The following is an 18,819-nucleotide window of genomic DNA, read 5'->3' on the forward strand; positions in this document are numbered from 1 at the left end:
CCGGTGGCGTCGCACCGGCCGGAACGCGCGGTCCGCCTGATCCCTGCAGCCTTGGCGCCCGCCGCCCTGCCGGTGCGGGCCGAAGAGGGGTGGCCCGAACCGGACCCGGCCGACCCGCCGCTGCGGCCGCTGCAGGTGTTCGATCCGCCCCAGCCGGTTCTGGCCACGGCCGAGGTGCCGGATCATCCGCCGAACCGCTTCATCTGGCGACGCTTGGATCACCGCCTGGTGCGCGTCGAAGGGCCCGAGCGCATCGCCCCCGAATGGTGGCGGCGGCTGGAGACGCCGCTTGAGCCGACGCGCGACTATTACCGGGTCGAGGACCAGGAGGGCCGCCGCTTCTGGCTGTTCCGCTCCGGCTTACGGCGAGGAGCCGGCGCCGCGCTGGTTCGTCCACGGCGTCTTCGCATGACCGCCTACGCCGAACTGGCGGCGCGCAGCAACTTCTCCTTCCTGGAGGGGGCGTCGCATCCGAAGCACCTGGTGCTGAGCGCCATCCTGCGCGGGCACACGGGACTGGGGCTGGCGGATCGCAACACCCTGGCCGGCGTGGTGCGGGCCTGGAGCGCGCTGAGGGACTTCCGGGAGGAGGGCTGGGCCCCCGAGAAGAAGCGGGAAGGGGGCGGCCCGGGCGAGTTCGTCTGGGTCGAGGATCCCGAGTTCCAGCACATCGACCGGGAAATGGTGAAGGCGCGCGCCAAGGCCTTCAAGCTGATCCTGGGCGCGCGGCTGCGGTTCAACGACGGGACGCCGGACATCCTGGCCTATCCCGAGGACCGGCAGGGCTGGGCGGGGCTGTGCCGCCTGCTGACGCTGGGCAACCGCCGGGCGAAGAAGGGCCAGTGCGAGATCGGCCTTCCGATCTGCTGCGGGCGCCGGAGGGGCTGCTGCTGATCGTGACGCCGCCGCGCCGGCTGGACGGGCTGGAAGCGGTGCTGCGCCAGGTGAACGCGGCGGCGCCCGGCGCCGTCTGGCTGGGCGTCGCCATGCGCCGAACGGGCGACGACCGGCGTCGGCTGGCGCGGCTGAAGGCGCTGGGCGCGGCGACGGGCACGCCGCTGCTGGCGGTCAACGACGTGCTCTATCACGACGCCGAGCAGCGCGACCTGCAGGATGTCGTCACCTGCATCCGCGAGGGCGTGACGCTGGAAACCGCCGGGCGCCGTCTGGACCAGAACGCCGAACGCCATCTGAAGCCGGCCCAGGAGATGGCGCGCCTGTTCGCCGATGCGCCCGAGGCGGTGGCCGAGACGCAGGACTTCCTGGCGCGCGTGGCGTTCGATCTGGGGGATCTTCGCTACAACTACCCCGAAGAGCCGGTCCCCCAAACATGACGGCGCAAGATCGCCTGGTCGAACTGGTGGCTGCCTATGAGCAGCGGAAGTATCCGGAAGGCGTGCCCGGCAAGGTTCGGGATATTCTAGATAAGGAACTGGCTTTCATCGCTGACGGCGAACTGGCTCACTACTTTCTTACGATTCACGACATCGTTCGTTACGCAAACAAGGAAGGCATCCTTTGCCAGGGCCGCGGGTCGGCGGCGAACTCGGCCGTCTGCTATGTTTTGGGGATCACCTCGGTCGATCCCAGCAAGCACGATGTGCTGTTCGAGCGGTTCCTGTCGACGGATCGGAACGAGCCGCCTGACATAGACGTCGATTTCGAGCACGAGCGACGCGAGGAGGTCATCCAGCACATCTACAAGCGATATGGCCGTCACCGCGCCGGCATCGCCGCGACCGTGATCAGATACCGTCCACGCAGCGCCATTCGCGAAGTCGGTAAGGTCATGGGACTGACCGAGGATATCACGGCCCGTCTGGCGGGAAGCCAATGGGGCAGCTTTGGATCGGACATTCCCGATCGACACCTGGAACAGGCCGGGCTTGAGGTCGGAAATCTGACGGTGACCCGTGCTGTCGCCATGACCCGGCGTCTGTTGGAGTTTCCGCGACATCTGTCCCAGCACGTCGGCGGATTTGTCCTGACCCAGGACCGGTTGGATGAACTGGTCCCCATCGGGAATGCGGCCATGCCGAACCGCACCTTCATCGAATGGGACAAGGACGACATCGACGCACTGCGATTGATGAAGGTCGATGTACTGGCGCTGGGGATGCTGACCTGCATCAGAAAGGCGTTCGACCTGATCCATGAGCATCATGCTCGACGCTTGGAGTTGGATTCCTTCGAAGACGAAGACCCGGACGTTTACCGGATGCTCCAGGAGGGGCGCTCAATCGGCGTTTTTCAGGTGGAGAGCCGGGCGCAGATAAACATGCTGCCGAGACTGAAGCCCGCTGAATTCTACGACCTGGCGATACAGGTCGCGATCGTCAGGCCCGGGCCAATCCAAGGAAACATGGTCCACCCCTATCTCCGAAGACGGCAGGGGCTCGAGGAGCCGGATTACGCTGGGCCGAAGCCGCCGCATGATCCCGATGAGTTGAAGGCGATTCTTTGGAAAACGCTCGGTGTTCCGCTGTTTCAGGAACACGCGATGAAGGTGGCTATGGTCGCGGCTGAGTTTTCATCCGGTGAGGCCAACGGCCTGCGCAAAGCGATGGGGACTTTCAGAGGGGACGGCAATCTCTGGAAGTACGAAGACCGAATGGTCAATCGCATGATCGAGCGCGGCTACGACCCCAACTTCGCGCGCAACTGTTTCGAGCAGATCAAGGGCTTCGGCTCCTACGGCTTTCCCGAGAGCCACGCGGTGTCGTTCGCCAAGCTAGTGTACATCTCGTCGTGGATCAAATGCCATCATCCGGCGGTGTTCGCCTGCGCGCTGCTGAACAGCCAGCCGATGGGCTTCTATGCGCCGGCGCAACTGGTGCGGGATGCGCAGGAGAGCCCGCAGAAGGTCGAGGTGCGGGCGATCGACGTGAACCACAGCGTCTGGGACAACACGCTGGAACCCGGCGCGCGCGGCCTGGCGCTGCGGCTGGGGCTGCGGCAGATCGACGGGTTCAGGGAGGATTGGGCCGTGAAGCTGGCGGAGGCGCGCGGCGACGGTTTCTCCGATGTCGAGGAGATGGCGCGGCGGACGGGGCTGGAGGCGGCGGCGATGCGCAAGCTGGCCGACGCGGATGCGTTCCGGTCGCTGGGCCTGGATCGTCGCGAGGGGCTGTGGGCGGTGCGGCGCCTGCCGGACGACGAGCCGCTGCCGCTGTTCCAGGCCGCCAATTCCGTGAAGAACGGCGCCAGGGAACTGGGCGTCGAGGCGGCGGCGAACCTGCCGCTGATGCCGCTGAAGGAGCATATCGCCACCGACTATCAGACCACGCGCCTGTCGCTGAAGGGCCATCCGATGCAGATCCTGCGGCCGGTGTTCCGGGCCGAGGGGGTGCTGAGCGCCGAAGAGGTCAATGCCCAGAAGCACGGGCGGCTGGTGCGCACGGCCGGGGTGGTGCTGGTGCGGCAGCGGCCGGGGACCGGCAACGCCATCTTCGTGACGATGGAGGACGAGACGGGAGTGGTGAACGCCCTGCTGTGGGCGCGGCTGTTCGAGACCTTCCGGCGCGAGGTCATGGCCGCGCGGCTGATGGAGGTGGAGGGCACGGTCGAGAAGAGCGTCGAGGGCGTGCTGCACGTCATGGTCCGGCGCGTCTTCGACCGTTCGGCCGAGCTCAGGCGGTTGTCGGAGGACTATGACCTTCAGGTCGAACTGTCGCGGGCGGATGCGGTGAAATACCCGCAGGCGCCGCGGTCGCCGACCGGCCGCCATCCGCGCGACGTGCGCATCCTGCCAGGGTCGCGCGACTTCCACTGAGCCCGCGCCTCTGAACCTTGGCCGCGGAATGACGTTGTGGCGACGAAGGAGAATCGTCATGGCCGCGCGTCCTACCTGGCAGGGGCATCTGAAGCTGTCGTTGGTGAGTTGTCCGGTCGCCATGTACACGGCGACGGCGTCGTCCAGCCACGTCAGCTTCCATCTGATCAATCCCGAGACCAACAACCGCATCCGCATGGTGCCGACGGATCCGGACACGGGGCCGGTCGAGCGCTCGGACCTGGTCAAGGGCTATGAGGTGTCCAAGGACGAATACGTCCTGTTCGACGACGCCGACTTCGAGCAGGTGCGGCTGGAAAGCACCAAGACGATCTCGATCGACCAGTTCGTCGACGAGAAGGAGATCGATCGCCTGTATTGGGACGACCCCTTCTTCGTCGTGCCCGAGAAGGGCGCCGGCGCCGAGGCGTTCGCGGTGATCCGCGACGCGATGAAGAAGGCGGGCAAGATCGCCATCGGCTGCCTGGTCCTGCGCGGACGCGAGCGGCAGCTGGCGCTGGAGGTGCACGGCAAGGGGCTGGTGGCCTATTCCCTGCGACCGCACGACGAGGTGCGCGACGCCGATGAATTCTTCGACGGCATCCCCACGGTGAAGGCGGACAAGGACATGGTCGAGATCGCCGCACGCATCATCGCCCAGAAGGACGCCGACTTCGATCCCTCGGGATTCAAGGATCGCTACGACGACGCCCTGCGCGAGATGATCAAGGCCAAACAGAAGGGGCAGGGCGTGGTCGCCGCGCCAGAGCCCGAGGACACCAACGTCATCGACCTGATGGAGGCGCTTCGCGCCAGCCTGAAAGGGTCGGCCGGCGGCGCCAAGAAGGCCCCGGCGAAGAAGGCCGCCGCCAAGAAAAGCGCGACGACGGCCAGCAAGACCCCTGCGAAGAAGACGACCCGAAAGACGGCGGCCTGATCAGCCGGCCGCCGGGACCGGCGTCGACGCGCCGCGGCGCGCAAGGACCAGCACCAGCAGCAGGCCCAGGCCCGCGGCGCCGGCCCCGGCCAGGGACACGGCCGGATAGCCCAGGCCGCCGGCGATGACCGCGCCGCCCAAGGCCGCACCGATGGCGTTGCCCAGGTTGAAGGCGCCGATGTTGACCGAAGACGCCAGGTTCGGCGCGTCCGAGGCGGCGGCCATGACCCGCACCTGCAGCGGGGGCACCAGGGCGAAGCTGGCCACGCCCCACAGGAAGACCAGGACCGACGTCGGAATCGCGAAGGGCATGGCGAACGCGAAGGCGATCAGGATGGCCGACAAGCTCGCCAGGGTGACGATCAGGGTCCGATCGACCGAGCGGTCGGCGAACTTTCCGCCCAGCCAGTTGCCGACGGTCAGGCCCAGGCCGTAAGTCACCAGCATGGCGGTGATGAAGCCGACCGAGGCGTGGGTCGCGTCGCGCAGGATCGGCGCGATATAGGTGAAGACGGTGAACATGGCGCTGGAGCCGATCACCGTCAGGGCCAGGGCGGCCAGGACCGGGCCGCGCCCCAGGGCGCGAAGCTCGGCGATCCCGTCGCCCCCGGACGGAGCGGGCAGGTTCGGCAGGGTCAGGCGCAGGGCGGCGATGACGATCACGCCGACGCCGGCGATGCCCCAGAAGCTGGCGCGCCAGCCCAGCGCGTCCCCGGCCCAGGTCGCCAGCGGCACGCCCACGACATTGGCGATGGTCAGGCCCATGAACATGGCGGCGACCGCACCCGCCTGGCGGTTCGGCGGGACCAGGCCGGCGGCGACGATGGAGCCGACGCCGAAGAAGGCGCCGTGGTTCAGCGAGGTGACGACCCGCGCCGCCAGCAGCATCCCATAGCTGTCCGATATGGCGGCCAGCAGATTGCCCGCGGTGAAGATGACCGCCAGTCCGATCAGCAGGGTTCGGCGCGGCACGCGGCCCGTGGTCAGGGTCATCAGGGGCGCGCCCAGCATGACGCCCAGCGCATAGGCGCTGATCAACAGGCCGGCCGAGGGGATCGACACGCCCAGGTCCGTGGCGATGACGGGCAACAGGCCCATCGGCGCGAATTCGGTCACGCCGATGCCGAAGGCGCCGGCGGCCAGCGCCAGCAGGGGAGGATTGAGTTTCATGGGAGGAGGCCTTCGACTTGGGGCGGTCAGACCAGCGGCGGGTTCAGGCGGGCGAACCCTTCCTGCTGGCGATAGGGGGCGTGGGGGTAGGCGGGCATGACGTCGCTGGCGGCGTCGAGGACGGCGACCTGTTCGGGCGTCAGGCTCCAGCCCACCGCGCCCAGGTTCTGGCGCAGCTGATCCTCGTTGCGGGCGCCGATGATGACCGAGGCGACGGTCGGGCGACGCAGCAGCCAGTTGATCGCCACCTGGGGCACGGTCTTGCCCGTCTCGGCCGCGACGGCGTCCAGCGCATCGACGACGCGATAAAGGTGTTCGTCGTCCACCGGCGGGGCGAACTGGGCCGTCTCGTGCAGGCGGCTGCCCTCTGGGATCGGCGCGTCGCGACGGATCTTGCCGGTCAGGCGGCCCCAGCCCAGCGGGCTCCAGACCAGAGCGCCGACCCCCTGGTCGGCGGCCAGGGGCATCAGGTCGGCCTCATAGGCGCGGCCGATCAGCGAATAATAGACCTGGTGGGCCACGAAGCGCGGCCAGCCGTGGCGCTCGGCGGCGGCCAGACCCTTCATCAGCGCCCAGCCGGGATAGTTGGAGACGCCCGCGTGGCGCACCTTGCCCGCGCGGACCAGGACGTCGAGCGTGGACAGCAACTCCTCGACCGGGGTCGAGGCGTCGAAGGCGTGCAGTTGCAGGATGTCGATGCGGTCGGTCCCCAGGCGGCGCAGGGCGGCCTCCACCGCGCGGATCAGGCGGTCGCGCGACACGCCCCAGTCGCCGGGGCCGTCGCCCGTCGGCAGGCCGGTCTTGGTCGATATCAGGACGGCGTCGCGGCGGCCCTGGATCGCCTGGCCCAGCACCTCTTCCGAAGCGCCGTCGGAATAGACGTCGGCCGTATCGAACAGGGTGACCCCGGCCTCCAGGCAGATGTCGACCAGTTTGCGCGCCTCAGCCGCGTCGCTGTTTCCCCAGGCCCCGAACAGGGGCCGGAGCCGCCGAAGGTCCCCGCGCCGAAGCTGAGGGCCGGCACGCGCAGGCCCGATGCGCCCAGTTGACGATATTCCATGACAATCCCTTTCGATCCGGTGCGACGCACAGATGGACGGGGAGACGACGCCGGGGTAGGGCGTCGGCAGGCCAAGGATTTTTGACATGAACGCAAAGATGCAGGCGTCAGGCGCGGACCGCGCGCGAGAGATGGAGGTGTTCGCGGCGGTGGCGGCCGGCGGCAGCTTCTCGGCGGCCGGACGAAGGCTGGGCCTGACGCCGTCGGCGGTCAGCCGGACCGTGGACCGGATCGAGGCGCGGCTGGGGGTGCGCCTGATGCTGCGCACGACCCGCGCCCTGGCCCTGACGGCGGAAGGCCAGGCCTATCTGGCCGCCGCGCGGCGCATCCTGGCCGACCTGGACGACGCCGAACAGGGCGTCGCCGACCAGGGGGCGCCGAGGGGCGGCTGCGGGTGAGCGCGGCGCTGGCGCACGGCCGCCAACAGGTGGTGCCGCTGCTGGGCGCGTTCGTGCGGCGCTATCCGCACATCCTGGTGGACATCAACCTGACCGATACGGTGGTCGATGTGGCGGCGGGGCAGGCGGACGTGGCGATCCGGTTCGGGCCGCTGGCCGACAGTCCTCTGACCGCCCGGCGCCTGGGCGAGACGGGGCGGACCATCGTGGCCTCGCCGGACTATCTGGCGCGCAAGGGGACGCCGCGCACGCCCGAGGACCTGCACGACCACGACTGCCTGAACTTCAACTTCCGCCGGGCCGAGCCGGTCTGGCCGTTCCGCAAGGACGGGCGCGACTACGCCCTGACGGTGCACGGGCCGGTGGAGGCCAACAACGGCGAGACCCTGACCCAACTGGCGCTGGCGGGTGTCGGCGTGACCCGCGTCGGGCATTTCAGCGTCGGCGACGCCATCGCCGAGGGCCGCCTCGTGCCGCTGCTGGAGGCGTTCAATCCCGGCGACCGGGAGCCGATCCACGCCGTCTTCGTCGGCGGCGCCAACACGCCGGCGCGGGTGCGGGTGTTCGTCGATTTCCTGGTCGAACGGCTGAGGTGACGGGGCCTGGCTAGAGACCCATCTTCTTGAGGGCCGGCTTCAGCGAGGCCTCGGCCTTGCGAAAGTCCTTCCAGGGATCGGGCTTCTTCAGCAGGGCGGCGGCGTCGGCGATGGTGTAGGCGCGGGGATCCAGGCCCGCCTTCACCTGTCCCCACGACAGGGGGAAGGCGATGGTCGCGCCCGGCCGGGCGCGCGGCGACCAGGGGGCGACGGCGGTGGCCATGCGGCCGTTGCGGAGATAGTCGAGGAAGATCTTTCCGCCGCGCGCCTTCTTGGCCAGGGTGGTGGTGAAGCGCTCGGGATGGTCCTTGCGCATGGCCTCCGACACCGCCTTGGCGAAGGCCTTGGCCTGGTCCCATTCGACGCGGCTGCGGCTGTCGGACTTGATCGGGACGACGACGTGCAGGCCCTTGCCGCCGGTCGTCTTGACGAAGGGCGTCAGGCCCAGGCCCTCCAGATAGGGTTTCAGCATCCGTGCGGCGGCGATGACGTCGCCGAAGTCCAGGCCCTCGTCCGGGTCCAGATCAAAGGTGATCTGGTCGGGCGTTTCGGGGTCCCCGGGACGGCAACCCCACGGATGAAGCTCCAGTCCGCCGGATTGGCCGATGGCGACCAGGCCGCCCGCGTCGGAGACGCCGACGTAGGGCTTGCGTTCCTTGACGTCGATCAACGCAAGGCGGGGACTGTGGCCCGGCATGGCGTGACGCTGGAAGAAGCGCTCGCCGTCGATCCCCTCGGGCGCGCGCACGATCGACACCGGCCGCTGGGCGACGTGGGTCAGAAGGCGCGGGGCGGCCGCCTCGTAATAGCGGGCCAGGTCGGCCTTGGTGACCGCCGGCCGGCCGCCCTGGGCCGGCCACAACACCTTGTCCGGGTGGGACAGGGTCACGCCGGCCACCACGACCTTGCCGCCGCGCGGCGCCGGAGCCTTCGCGGCCTTCGCCGCCGTCGGGGCGGACGCGGGGGCTGGGGTTGGGCCGTCACCTCGCGCGCCGCCTTGTCCTCGCGCAGGCCCTTGTAGGAGGCCTGGCGGACCGAGCCGGCCTCGGTCAGGCCGGCGTGTTCGATCTCGGCCACCAGGACGGGTTTCAGCCAGTGGATGTCGCGACCGCCCTTGGGCGCGGCCTTGCCGGCGAAGGGGCTCTCGTCCGCGGCGGCCTTCTTGAGGGCGGGCAGCAGGGTCTTGGTCAGGGCGGCCGAGAAGCCGGTGCCGACGCGACCCATGTAACGCAGCCCGCCCTTGTCCTTCACCCCGACCAACAGGGAGCGCAGCCGCGACCCGCCCTCGGACGACCAGCCGCCGATCACGACCTCATCGCGGCCCCGGCATTTGGACTTGACCCAGGTGACAGTGCGGCCGGCCTTGTAGGGCGCGTCCAGCCTCTTGGAGATGACCCCTTCCAGGTCCATGCGGCAGGCGCTGAGCAGGACCGCCTCGCCGGAGGAGGCGAAATGGTCGACGAAACGCAGGTTCGGACCGGCCTTGCCGACGCGGTCGCAATAGGCCTGCAGGCGCGCCTTGCGATGCGACAGGGGCTTGGCGCGAAGATCCTCGTCCCCCTCGAACAGCAGGTCGAAGGCGAAATAGACCAGGCTGTCGGTCTTGCCGTCCGATATGGCGGCCTGGAGGGCGGAGAAGTCGGGGGTGTGGTCGGCGTCCAGCGCGCACAGTTCGCCGTCGATCACGCCATCCGGCCAGGTCGCGGCCTGGGCGGCCAGGGCGGGAAACCGATCGGTCCAGTCCAGACCGCTGCGCGTGCGCAGGACCGCCTGGCCGCCGCCGACCGCGATCTGGATGCGATAGCCGTCGAACTTGATCTCGTGCACCCAACCGGCGCCGCCGGGGGATGGTCGACCACCTTGGCGAACTGCAGGGGCGTGAAGGCGCGGGGTCGGGACGAGCTGGAGGCGGCGGCGCGGGTCGGCTTGGGCTTGGGCGGGGCCTTGCGCGTGGTGGGCCGCGAGCGGGTCCAGCGAGACGCACCCCGGCGATCTCGGCCATCGAGCGGCCGGTGGTGATCGACGCATCGATCTCGGCCAGGGCGTCGCCCTCGCCCTCGACGGCCTGGTCGTCCTTTTCCTTCAGCAGCAGCCAGTTGTTGCGCTTCGACGGCTTGCCGCGATCGGATTTCAGCCGCACCAGCGCCCACCCGCCCTTCAGGCGCTCGCCGTCCAGCGTCAATTTCAGGACGCCCTTTCTGAAGGCGGCCTCGACATCCTCGTCCTGGGGGGTCCAGGTTCCCGTGTCCCACATCTGCACCGTGCCGGCCCCGTAGGCGCCGCCGGGAATGGTCCCTTCGAAGTCGCCGTAGTCGAGGGGATGGTCCTCGACCTCGACCGCCAGCCGCTTGACGGACGGGTCGCGCGACGGCGCCTTGGTGACCGCCCAGGACTTGAGCACGCCGTCCCATTCGATGCGGAAATCGTAGTGAAGACGCGTCGCGGCGTGTCGCTGGATCAGATAGCGCAGCCGGCCCCGATTGGAGCGACCCTTGCGGCCGCGCGGCTCGGGCGTGCTCTCGAAGTCGCGCTTGCCGCGATAGGTGTCGAGTTCGCCGCGCATGGCCGTACCTCCTTCAGCGTCGCCATGAACGCATGAAGGGCGCGAGAGGGCCCAAACGAAAATCGCCGGACGGGCGGCCCGTCCGGCGATCCTGCGACTGGGTTCAGTGTTGGGTCAGCGCTTGCCGAAGATGAGGTCGCCGAACTTGGCGAAGAAGCCCTTGCTCTCGGCGGCGGGCGCCGGGGCGGCCGTCGGGGCCGGCGCGGGCTTGGCCGCGGCGACCGGTTCCGGCTTGGGCGCAACCGCGGCGGCGGCGGCGGGCTCGGGAGCCGCAGCCTTGGGGGCGGGCGCAGGCTTCGGCGCCGCGGCCTTGGGCGCCGAGGGCTTCGAGGCGGTCGTCTTGGCGGCCGGGGCCTTGACGGCGGGCTTGGGGGCGGCGGCCTTCGCAGCGGCCGGCTTCGGGGCCGCGGCCTTCGGGGCGGCGGTCTTGACGGCCGGCGCCTTCGCTTCAGCGGTTTTCGGCGCGGCCGACTTGACCGGAGCGGTCTTGGCGACGGCGGTCTTGGTCGCCGTCTTCGAAGCGGCGGTCTTGGGAGCGGTCGTCTTTGGCGCGGTCGTCTTGGGCGCCGCCTTCGCGGCGGCCGGAGCCTTGGCCGTCACAGGCTTGGGCGTCTTGGCGGCGGCGGCCTTCGGCGCGGCGGGCTTTTTCGCGGCCGCCGGCTTGGCGGCGGCGGGTTTCGACGTAGACGGTGCTTTAGCCATGTATTTCCCCGACCCCTCGGTTTAGACGACGCGGCGTGGTTCAGGCGAAAGCGCCGGGCCGCAACGATTCGCCATGATAGCGGTGTTTGAGAAATGTCCGAGTCCGCAATTCAGTTAATCGCGCGCGGTCCGCGCGCCGCCGCCGAGGCCGCCGCCGCCGCCATCGACGCCGATCCGCTGCTGGAAGGCGCGACCTATTCCATCCTGGAGGAGGACGAGGACCGCAACATCTGGCGCATCGACGCCTTTCCGACCTCGCAAGACGAGGTGGAGGGCCTGAAGGCGCGGCTGGCCGATCACCCCGTCACCGTCTCGGTCGAGAAGCTGGCGGACGCCGACTGGCTGGCCATGTCCCTGTCGGGATTGCCGCCGGTGCGGGCGGGGCGGTTCTTCGTCTATGGCGCCCATGACGAGGGGCGGGTGCCGCCCAACGCGGTGGCCCTGAAGATCGACGCCGGCGCCGCCTTCGGCACCGGCCACCACGGCACCACCGTCGGCTGCCTGGAGGCGTTCGACGACCTGCTGAAGCGCGAGCGGTTCGAACGGGTGCTGGATGTCGGATGCGGCACGGGCGTGCTGGCCATCGCCGCCGCGCGCACCGGCAGCCGCGTGGCGGTCGGCACCGACATCGACGCGCCCTCGGTGCGGATCGCCAACGAGAACGCGCAACTGAACGCGGCCAAGGCGTCCTTCGTCCACGCCTCGGGCCTGAACGACCAGCGGGTGCGCCGGCACGGCCCCTACGACCTGGTGTTCGCCAACATCCTGGCGCCGCCGCTGGTGGCCCTGTCGCAGGATATCAAGATGGCGCTGAACCTGGGCGGCGTGGCCATCCTGTCGGGCCTGCTGCGGACGCAGGAGCGCCGGGTGACGGCGGCCTACGCCTCGCGCGGGTTCCGGCTGGAAAAGCGCATTCGCCACGACGCCTGGAGCGCCCTGGTGCTGCGCCGGATGGCGTGATCAGAACAGGCTGAAGTCCGGCTGGCCGGTCGAGGCGGCCAGGCCGCCGTCCACCGACAGCACATGGCCGTGCACGAAGCTGGCGTCGTCGCTGGCCAGGAAGGCGACGACGGCGGCGATCTCCTCGGGCTGGGCGCCGCGACCCATAGGGATCAGCTTGGCGAACTCCTGCATCAGCGCCTTGTCGTCCTCCATCTCGGCGGTCATGCCGGTGTGGACCAGGGTGGGCGCGACGGCGTTGACGCGAACGCCGTCCTTGCCGCTGTCGCGGGCCAGGGCGCGGGTGAGATTGGCCACGGCGCCCTTCGAGATATTGTAGCCCAGCATCTGGCTGTCGCCGCCCAGACCGGAGATCGAGGCGGTGTTGACGATGCAGCCGCGGCTCTTCTTCAGGTGAGGATAGGCGGCGCGGCAACCGTACAGCACGCCGTCGACATTGATGGCCATGACCTTGCGATAGTCGTCCAGCGTCATGGTCTGCACCGTGCCGTCGCACCCGACGCCAGCGTTGTTGTGGATGACGTCCAGGGCGCCGAAGCGATCGACGGCGGCCTGGACCATGCCCTCGACGTCGTCCTGACGCGAGACGTCGACGATCCGGGTGATCACGCGGGAGGTGTCCAGGCCGGACAGGGTCTCGGCCAGGCCGTCCTCGTCCCGGTCGGCGGCCAGGACGTTGGCGCCCTCGCCGGCGAAGCGGCGGACGGCGGCCTGACCGATGCCGGACCCGCCGCCGGTGACGATCACGGTCTTTCCTGAAAAGCGGCTCATGCTGTGCTCCTTTTGCTGCATCGGGGGTTGCGGGCACAACCGGACCGCCGCCGCCCCGTTCCATCAGCAGATTTTGATCGCCCCGCGACGGGTTGAGCGGAACGCGGCCTGGGCCTAGGTGAAGGCCATGCGCCAGACCTTCGACGAAACCACCGACCCGTCCTTCGGAGCCCGACACCTGCCCCTGCTGCGCGCCCGCATGGCCGAGCAGGGCCTCGACGGCTTCCTGATCCCGCACGAGGACGAGCATCAGAACGAATATCTGCCCGACGCCAACGAGCGGCTGGCCTGGGCCACGGGCTTCACAGGCTCGGCCGGGGCGGCGGTGGTGATGCGCGACCGCGCGGCCATGTTCACCGACGGCCGCTACACCGTCCAGGTCAAGGCCCAGACCGATCCGGCCCTGTTCGAGCGCTTCGACCTGGGCGATGTCGCCCGCTATCTGGAAGGCGCTCCCCAGGGCGCCGTGATCGGCTACGATCCGCGCCTGCACAGCCCCGACGCGCTGGCGCAGCTGCAAGAGGCGGCGTCCAGGGCGGGCGCGACCCTGAAGCCGGTCGAGGTCAATCCGCTGGACCAGGCCTGGGGCGAAGGCCGTCCCGCGCAACCCGCCGCGCCGGTGGTCCCGCATCCGGACGACTATTCCGGCGAGAGCCACGCCGCCAAGCGCGCCCGCATCGGCAAGGCGGTGGCCAAGGCCGGCGCCGACGCAGCCCTGCTGACGGCGCCGTCGTCGATCGCCTGGCTGTTCAACGTGCGCGGGGGGGACGTCATCCGTTCGCCGCTGCCGATCGGCCAGGCCCTGCTGCAGGCCGATGGCCGCGCGCGCCTGTTCCTGGATTCGGCCAAGGTCACCAACGCCCTGCCGGCGTGGCTGGGCGACGAGGTGCAGATCGAGGCGCCCGAGCGGCTGGCCGAAGCGCTGGACGCCTGGCCGGGCGGCGGGTGATGATCGACCCCGCGCTGTCCTCGGCCTGGTATTTCGACCGGCTGGAGCAGGCGGGCGCGACGGCGGTGCGGGCGCCCGACCCCTGCGCCGTGCCGCGCGCGGTCAAGAACGCGGTGGAGATCGAGGGCAGCCGCCAGGCCCACATCCGCGACGGCGCCGCGCTGAGCCGCTTCCTGCATTGGGTCGACACGACGGCGCAGCAGACCCTTCCCGACGAGCGCGAGGTGGTGGAGGCGCTGGAGCGGTTCCGAGAGGAGACCGGCGCGCTGAAGGATCTGAGCTTCGACACCATCGCCGGGGCCGGGCCGAACGGCGCCTTGCCGCACTACAAGCCCGTCACGCGAACCATCCGGCGGATCGAGAAGGGGTCGCTGCTGCTGGTCGACGGCGGCGGCCAGTACCTGGACGGCACCACCGACGTGACGCGCACCGTGGCGGTCGGCGAACCGTCGGCTGACCAGCGGCGGATGTTCACCCTTGTGCTCAAGGCCCACATCGCCATGGCGACCATCCGCTTCCCGCCGGGAACCAGCGGCATGGCGCTGGACGCCATCGCGCGCGCGCCGTTGTGGCACGCGGGCCTGGACTACGACCACGGCACGGGCCACGGCGTCGGCAGCTATCTGGGCGTCCACGAGGGGCCGCAGCGAATCGCCAAATGGGGCACCAGCCAGCCGTTGTTGGAGGGGATGATCCTGTCCAACGAGCCCGGCTATTACCGCGAAGGCCATTGGGGCATCCGCATCGAGACGCTTCAGGTGGTGACGCCGGCCGTGGTTCCCGAAGGCGGCGAACGGCCGATGCACGGCTTCGAGCAACTGACCTTCGCGCCGCTGGACCGCAGGCTGATCGAGGTCGGCCTGCTGAGGCCGGACGAACGGGCCTATGTCGACGCCTATCACGCCGAGACGCTGGCCAAGGTCGGACCGCTGCTGGACGGCGAGGCGAAGACGTGGCTGGCGCAGGCGTGCGCGCCGCTGTGAACCGATAGCCGCTCATCGCGAGCGCAAGGCGCCTATGCCGCGGGCGTCTGGGTCGTTGAACCGCCCTTGGCGTCCTTTGCGCAGTGGCGCAGGTCCGAGACGGGGCAGGGCAGGTCGGCCAGGGCCGCGCGCATGGCGTCGTAGCCGGCGGCCACCGGCTGGTCATAGACCTTCCAGTCGCGAATGTCGGCGCCGCCCGGATCGGGCAGGACCAGAACGTCGGCCTGGGCGCGGGCCTGCTCCATCTCGGCGTCGGTGGACAGGGTGGCCGAGCGCATCAGCACCGACACGATGGGCGGTCCGCGCTTCCATGCGCCCGACAGAACCCACTTCCACCAGGACGGCGGGTTCTGCAGCGTCTCCGGATCGACGCCGCGCGTCTGGGACATGTCGACGCCGACGATGGGGCCGCTGTTGAGCTGGCGCATCACGCCGGTGGGGAAGTTCCTGAGCACGGCGCCGTCGACCAGAACCTGGCCGTCCATCACCACCGGAGGCATGACGCCGGGAATGGCGATGGAGGCGCGCATGGCCCGCCGCAGCAGGCCGGTGCGGTGGACCTCCAGCTTGCCCGAGGTCAGGTTCGACGACACGGCGAAGAAGGGCAGGGGCATGTCCGCCATGTCGATGTCGCCGTAGGCGTCTTCCAGCAGGCCGGCGACCTTGCGCGCCCGGGTCATGGCGACCAGGGGGAAGGCCAGGTCCGACAGCGGATCGGACTGAACGAACGCCTTGCGGATTTTCTGGTCCAGCTCCTGGTCCGACCAGCCCAGCGCCGGACCCGCCCCGACCACCGCCCCCATCGAGGCGCCGCCGATGAAGTCCAGCGGAACGCCCGCCTCATGCAGGGCGCGGACCGCGCCGATGTGGCAGTAGGCGCGCGCGCCGCCGCCCGACAGGACCAGGCCGACCGAGGTTCCGGTGACGACGCGGGCCAGCCGCTGGGCGTCCGACGCCACGCCTTCCACGCAATGAAACCAGCGGTCGGGACGAACGCCGTCGATCCACACCCGGGTGTTGGCCGGCCGCGTCATGCGCGGATCGCGCAGCAGGATCAGGTCGGTCAGTTGCCGTCCGTCGCCGAAGCCCGTGCGGTGCGGCAGATTGCGCGGCGGCGCCAGCAGGCCGCTGCCCACCACGAAAAGGCGGTCGACCTGGCGCGCGCAAAGCGCCGCCCAGGCGGGCTGGTCCAGTTCGGCGACGTAGAGGACATAGTCGTGGTCGTCCTCCACCCGATTGAACCATTCCGCAGCCGAGGTCAGGGCCGACTGGTCGATCACCTTGCAGCTGAAGCCCAGGGCCTGGATGGCGGCGGCGATACGCTCGACGAAGGCGCGGATGGGGCGGGGACGGGCCGAGACGAAGCCGAACACGCTGGGCTCGGCCGCGCCGGCGGTGCGCTCCCGCGCCCGGTGGATCATCAACCGCGACAGTTCGACCATGAGGTCGGGCTCAGAGCGCGCGGCTTCGAAGAAGGCGTCGCGCGGCAGGGCCAGGATCTCGGAATCGCGCAGCGCGACGACGCTGGCGGTATGCGGCGTGCCGGCCAGCATGGCCATTTCGCCCACCGGTTCGCCGGCGCGGACCACGCCCAGGAACTGGACCGGCTGGGCGTCCTCGACCCGGAACACGCCCAGACGGCCCGAACGGACCAGATACAGGGTGTCGGCCGGCTCGCCCGCCAGGAACAGCGGCTCGCCGCCCGTCAGGGCGAACCAGCTGGCGCGATCGATCATCCGCCCCTCGAAAATCCGCGCGAGGGCGCGTTCCAGCGTATCGGGGCGCGGCTTGGCCATGACCTTCCCTTTAGGCGCGATTCCGCCTTGGCGCGACAACCTCATGGCGTTTCAAGCGTTGCCATCACGAGAAGCGCGAGCAAACGGGGGCTGACGGCATGGACGAGCGGATCTGGACACCCTATTGCGGCGCGGCCCCGGCCCCGGCGGGCTGGCTGGCGCGATGGAACCTGGACCCGGTGCTGATCGCGGTGATGGCGGTGACTTTCGCCCTGCTGTGGCGAGGACGGGCGCGCGACCAGCGGATCATGCTGGCGGCCGCTGCAGGCGTGCTGGCGATCAGCTTCGTCTCGCCGCTGTGCGCCCTGAGTTCGGCGCTGTTCACCGCGCGGACGCTGCACCACCTGCTGCTGATCCTGGCCGCGGCGCCGTTGCTGGCGCTGGCGCTGCCGACGCCGAAGCGATCACGACTGCTGCCGGCGGCCGCCCTGCACCTGCTGGTCCTGTGGGCCTGGCATGCGCCGGGCGCCTATGCGGCGGCCCTGTCCAACGACGCGACCTACTGGGCGATGCAGGCCAGCCTGCTGGCGACGGCGATCTGGTTCTGGTCGGCGGTGCGCGCCGCCTCGGCCCCGGCGGCGATCGCGGGCCTGCTGGCGGTGATGCTGGGGATGGGGCTGCTGGGCGCCCTGATCGCCTTCGCCGGCCAGCCGATCTATGCGCCGCATTTCGCCACGACCCTGGCATGGGGCCTGACGCCCCTGGAAGACCAGCAGGCGGCCGGCCTGATCATGTGGGCGCCGGCGGCGGCGGTCTATCTGGTCGTCGCCCTGTGGCGGATGGCGCGGCTGCTGACGCCGCGCGCGGAGGTCGCCGCGTGATCGAAAAGCTGTTTCGCCAGGCCCTGGAGTGGGCCGCCGGGCACCACGACGAAGGGCGCTACTCGCCCGTGGGCATAGCCTTTCACTGGGTCATGGCGGCGCTGGTCTTCTTCCAGCTGGGCTGGGGCTGGTGGATGGGCCGTCAGCCGGTGGGCGGGGCGATGGTCGCGGCCTATGACGTGCATTTCGCGGTCGGCGTCTTCATGCTGATCCTGGTGATCGGGCGCCTGTCCTGGCGTCTGCTGGCGCCGAACCTGATCAACGACGCGGACAAGCCCGGCTGGGAAAGCACCGCCGCCCACATCACCCACTACGTCTTCTACATCTGCCTGTTCGGCCTGCCGTTGAGCGGCTGGGCGATGATTTCCGCCACCGACCGGATGCGACAGCTGGAGGCGCTGGGGTTCATCCCGTGGCCGTTGCTGCCGTTGCAGGACCTGTCGAACACCCAGCTATGGGCGATCGAGGCGGCGGCGGAATGGATGCATTGGGGCCTGGTCGTCACGCTGCTGCTGATGATTCCCATCCACGCGGGCGCAGCCCTCAAGCACCATCTGATCGATCGGGACGACGTGTTTCACGCGATGCTGCCGGTCGTGCCGCTGCGTCGACGGAAGCGGACCCGCTGGCAACGGCGCTGGCGCGCGCTGGAGAAGCGGGTTGGCGCGACAGCCAAAGCGCTATTTCGCGGGCTTCTGGGTCCGAAAGCGGCCTGACCGCCGCGGCCATCACGCCGCGCGGGTCGTTGCGGCGGGCGCCGGTCTTCCAGCGTTGAAGCTGTTCCAGCGTATAGGCGTAGGGCTGTCCGGCGATCTGGGGATTGCCGCCGTCGCCGGCGCCCTGGCCCCGGTCGCCGTGGCAGGCGGCGCAGGCGACGACGCCGCGCGCGGGATCGCCCCGGCTGTAGAGGGCGGGCGCCGGCGACACGGGGACGGGCGCAGCGGCGGGGACCGGCAGGCTGGCGTAATAGGCCGCGACCGCGCGCCGGCCGTTCGGGTCCAGACCCTTCGCCACGCGGGTCATCAGAGCGTCCTGACGCAGGCCAGAGGCGTAGTCCTCCATCTGCTTCTGCAGATAGCCCGCATCCAGCCCCGCCAGTCGCGGCGCGGCGACGCCGTCGCCCTGACCGTCCAGGCCGTGACAGGTGAAGCAGGCGTTGGCCGCGCCGCCGGGGCCGCCGCTCATGGCGATGGTCTGGCCCGTCTCGGAAAAGGCGCGATCCGTTCGCCCAGGCGTGGCGTCGCAGCCCGAAGCCCCGATGGCGGCCAGAAGGGAAAGGGTCGGAAGGATCGCGCGCACGGCGATCCAACCCGCGCTTATGGCGAAGGTTCCACCGCATTC

General features: G+C 70.0%; 16 protein-coding genes and 3 pseudogenes. 10 read left to right on the forward strand and 9 right to left on the reverse strand.

The annotated features are described in order from the left end of the window. The first annotated feature begins 3 nt into the window (after positions 1-3). The 4 genes from MU852_RS15765 to ku are packed head-to-tail and all read left to right on the forward strand — an operon-like array spanning position 4 to position 4,709. Positions 4-894, forward strand: a complete 891-nt coding sequence (locus tag MU852_RS15765) for a PHP domain-containing protein (protein ID WP_249750346.1) — start codon at positions 4-6, stop codon at positions 892-894. Further along, positions 843-1,334: a PHP domain-containing protein gene (locus MU852_RS15770; RefSeq protein WP_249750347.1), complete on the forward strand. Its 492-nt coding sequence runs from the start codon at positions 843-845 to the stop codon at positions 1,332-1,334. Before MU852_RS15765 ends, MU852_RS15770 begins: the two co-directional genes overlap by 52 nt. Then, positions 1,331-3,772, forward strand: coding sequence for an error-prone DNA polymerase (locus MU852_RS15775; protein WP_249750348.1), 2,442 nt, complete (start codon positions 1,331-1,333; stop codon positions 3,770-3,772). Before MU852_RS15770 ends, MU852_RS15775 begins: the two co-directional genes overlap by 4 nt. A 58-nt stretch (positions 3,773-3,830) precedes the next feature. Next, a complete protein-coding gene (gene ku / locus MU852_RS15780) occupies positions 3,831-4,709 on the forward strand; it encodes a non-homologous end joining protein Ku (protein ID WP_249750349.1) in 879 nt (292 codons plus the stop codon). Here ku and MU852_RS15785 read toward each other — a convergent pair whose 3' ends face one another. Both MU852_RS15785 and MU852_RS15790 read right to left on the reverse strand, forming a co-directional pair. Continuing rightward, on the reverse strand, positions 4,710-5,879 hold the full coding sequence (locus MU852_RS15785; protein ID WP_249750350.1) for an MFS transporter: 1,170 nt from the start codon (positions 5,877-5,879) through the stop codon (positions 4,710-4,712). It lies immediately after the preceding gene. 26 nt (positions 5,880-5,905) lie between these two features. Next, on the reverse strand, positions 5,906-7,027 hold the full coding sequence (locus tag MU852_RS15790) for an aldo/keto reductase (protein WP_249750351.1): 1,122 nt from the start codon (positions 7,025-7,027) through the stop codon (positions 5,906-5,908). Here MU852_RS15790 and MU852_RS15795 point away from each other — a divergent pair. After that, a complete protein-coding gene (locus tag MU852_RS15795; protein WP_249750352.1) occupies positions 7,026-7,337 on the forward strand; it encodes a LysR family transcriptional regulator in 312 nt (103 codons plus the stop codon). The two genes, MU852_RS15790 and MU852_RS15795, sit on opposite strands and share 2 nt — an antisense overlap. Continuing rightward, a complete protein-coding gene (locus MU852_RS15800; protein ID WP_249750353.1) occupies positions 7,334-7,933 on the forward strand; it encodes a LysR substrate-binding domain-containing protein in 600 nt (199 codons plus the stop codon). Before MU852_RS15795 ends, MU852_RS15800 begins: the two co-directional genes overlap by 4 nt. Before the next feature lie 10 nt (positions 7,934-7,943). Here MU852_RS15800 and ligD (MU852_RS15805) read toward each other — a convergent pair whose 3' ends face one another. The 4 genes and pseudogenes from ligD (MU852_RS15805) to MU852_RS15820 form a co-directional block, all read right to left on the reverse strand. After that, positions 7,944-8,822 (reverse strand): non-homologous end-joining DNA ligase, encoded by an 879-nt coding sequence (gene ligD / locus MU852_RS15805; protein ID WP_249750354.1) that lies wholly within the window; start codon positions 8,820-8,822, stop codon positions 7,944-7,946. Continuing rightward, positions 8,819-9,760, reverse strand: a complete 942-nt coding sequence (gene ligD / locus MU852_RS15810) for a non-homologous end-joining DNA ligase (protein WP_249750355.1) — start codon at positions 9,758-9,760, stop codon at positions 8,819-8,821. The genes ligD (MU852_RS15805) and ligD (MU852_RS15810) overlap by 4 nt, the downstream gene beginning before the upstream one ends. A gap of 304 nt (positions 9,761-10,064) precedes the next feature. Further along, positions 10,065-10,496, reverse strand: a pseudogene (locus MU852_RS15815) (DNA polymerase ligase N-terminal domain-containing protein); the annotation flags it as partial. Between the two features lie 114 nt (positions 10,497-10,610). Then, complete coding sequence (locus MU852_RS15820) at positions 10,611-11,198, reverse strand: hypothetical protein (RefSeq protein ID WP_249750356.1); 588 nt, start codon at positions 11,196-11,198, stop codon at positions 10,611-10,613. A gap of 93 nt (positions 11,199-11,291) precedes the next feature. On the opposite strand from MU852_RS15820, the gene MU852_RS15825 reads away from it, so the two are divergent. Further along, positions 11,292-12,158, forward strand: coding sequence for a 50S ribosomal protein L11 methyltransferase (locus tag MU852_RS15825; RefSeq protein ID WP_249750357.1), 867 nt, complete (start codon positions 11,292-11,294; stop codon positions 12,156-12,158). On the opposite strand, the gene budC is transcribed toward MU852_RS15825, so the two are convergent. Then, the gene (gene budC / locus MU852_RS15830; RefSeq protein WP_249750358.1) at positions 12,159-12,929 is read right to left on the reverse strand and encodes a meso-2,3-butanediol dehydrogenase; all 771 of its coding nucleotides are present in this window, start codon (positions 12,927-12,929) and stop codon (positions 12,159-12,161) included. It lies immediately after the preceding gene. Between the two features lie 127 nt (positions 12,930-13,056). On the opposite strand from budC, the pseudogene MU852_RS17585 reads away from it, so the two are divergent. Beyond that, positions 13,057-14,861 (forward strand): annotated as a pseudogene (locus MU852_RS17585) (aminopeptidase P family protein). 32 nt (positions 14,862-14,893) lie between these two features. On the opposite strand, the gene MU852_RS15850 reads toward MU852_RS17585, so the two are convergent. Beyond that, the gene (locus tag MU852_RS15850) at positions 14,894-16,657 is read right to left on the reverse strand and encodes a patatin-like phospholipase family protein (protein WP_249750360.1); all 1,764 of its coding nucleotides are present in this window, start codon (positions 16,655-16,657) and stop codon (positions 14,894-14,896) included. A gap of 98 nt (positions 16,658-16,755) precedes the next feature. Here MU852_RS15850 and MU852_RS15855 point away from each other — a divergent pair, with 98 nt between their 5' ends. Both MU852_RS15855 and MU852_RS15860 read left to right on the forward strand, forming a co-directional pair. Further along, a complete protein-coding gene (locus MU852_RS15855; RefSeq protein WP_249750361.1) occupies positions 16,756-17,478 on the forward strand; it encodes a cytochrome c oxidase assembly protein in 723 nt (240 codons plus the stop codon). Beyond that, a complete protein-coding gene (locus MU852_RS15860) occupies positions 17,475-18,194 on the forward strand; it encodes a cytochrome b (RefSeq protein WP_249750362.1) in 720 nt (239 codons plus the stop codon). Before MU852_RS15855 ends, MU852_RS15860 begins: the two co-directional genes overlap by 4 nt. A 13-nt stretch (positions 18,195-18,207) precedes the next feature. Here MU852_RS15860 and MU852_RS15865 read toward each other — a convergent pair. Beyond that, a pseudogene (locus tag MU852_RS15865) lies at positions 18,208-18,663 on the reverse strand (c-type cytochrome); the annotation flags it as partial. Positions 18,664-18,819: the final 156 nt, after the last annotated feature.

The organism is Brevundimonas albigilva (genome assembly GCF_023503965.1).
Classification (GTDB): domain Bacteria; phylum Pseudomonadota; class Alphaproteobacteria; order Caulobacterales; family Caulobacteraceae; genus Brevundimonas; species Brevundimonas albigilva.

Coding starts and splice junctions, on each gene's coding strand:
- MU852_RS15775 (WP_249750348.1), top strand. CDS start 1,331: ATGACGGCGCAAGATCGCCTGGTCGAACTGGTGGCTGCCTATGAGCAG.
- ku (WP_249750349.1), top strand. CDS start 3,831: ATGGCCGCGCGTCCTACCTGGCAGGGGCATCTGAAGCTGTCGTTGGTG.
- MU852_RS15785 (WP_249750350.1), bottom strand. CDS start 5,879: ATGAAACTCAATCCTCCCCTGCTGGCGCTGGCCGCCGGCGCCTTCGGC.
- MU852_RS15795 (WP_249750352.1), top strand. CDS start 7,026: ATGAACGCAAAGATGCAGGCGTCAGGCGCGGACCGCGCGCGAGAGATG.
- MU852_RS15790 (WP_249750351.1), bottom strand. CDS start 7,027: ATGTCAAAAATCCTTGGCCTGCCGACGCCCTACCCCGGCGTCGTCTCC.
- MU852_RS15820 (WP_249750356.1), bottom strand. CDS start 11,198: ATGGCTAAAGCACCGTCTACGTCGAAACCCGCCGCCGCCAAGCCGGCG.
- MU852_RS15825 (WP_249750357.1), top strand. CDS start 11,292: ATGTCCGAGTCCGCAATTCAGTTAATCGCGCGCGGTCCGCGCGCCGCC.
- budC (WP_249750358.1), bottom strand. CDS start 12,929: ATGAGCCGCTTTTCAGGAAAGACCGTGATCGTCACCGGCGGCGGGTCC.
- MU852_RS15850 (WP_249750360.1), bottom strand. CDS start 16,657: ATGGCCAAGCCGCGCCCCGATACGCTGGAACGCGCCCTCGCGCGGATT.
- MU852_RS15855 (WP_249750361.1), top strand. CDS start 16,756: ATGGACGAGCGGATCTGGACACCCTATTGCGGCGCGGCCCCGGCCCCG.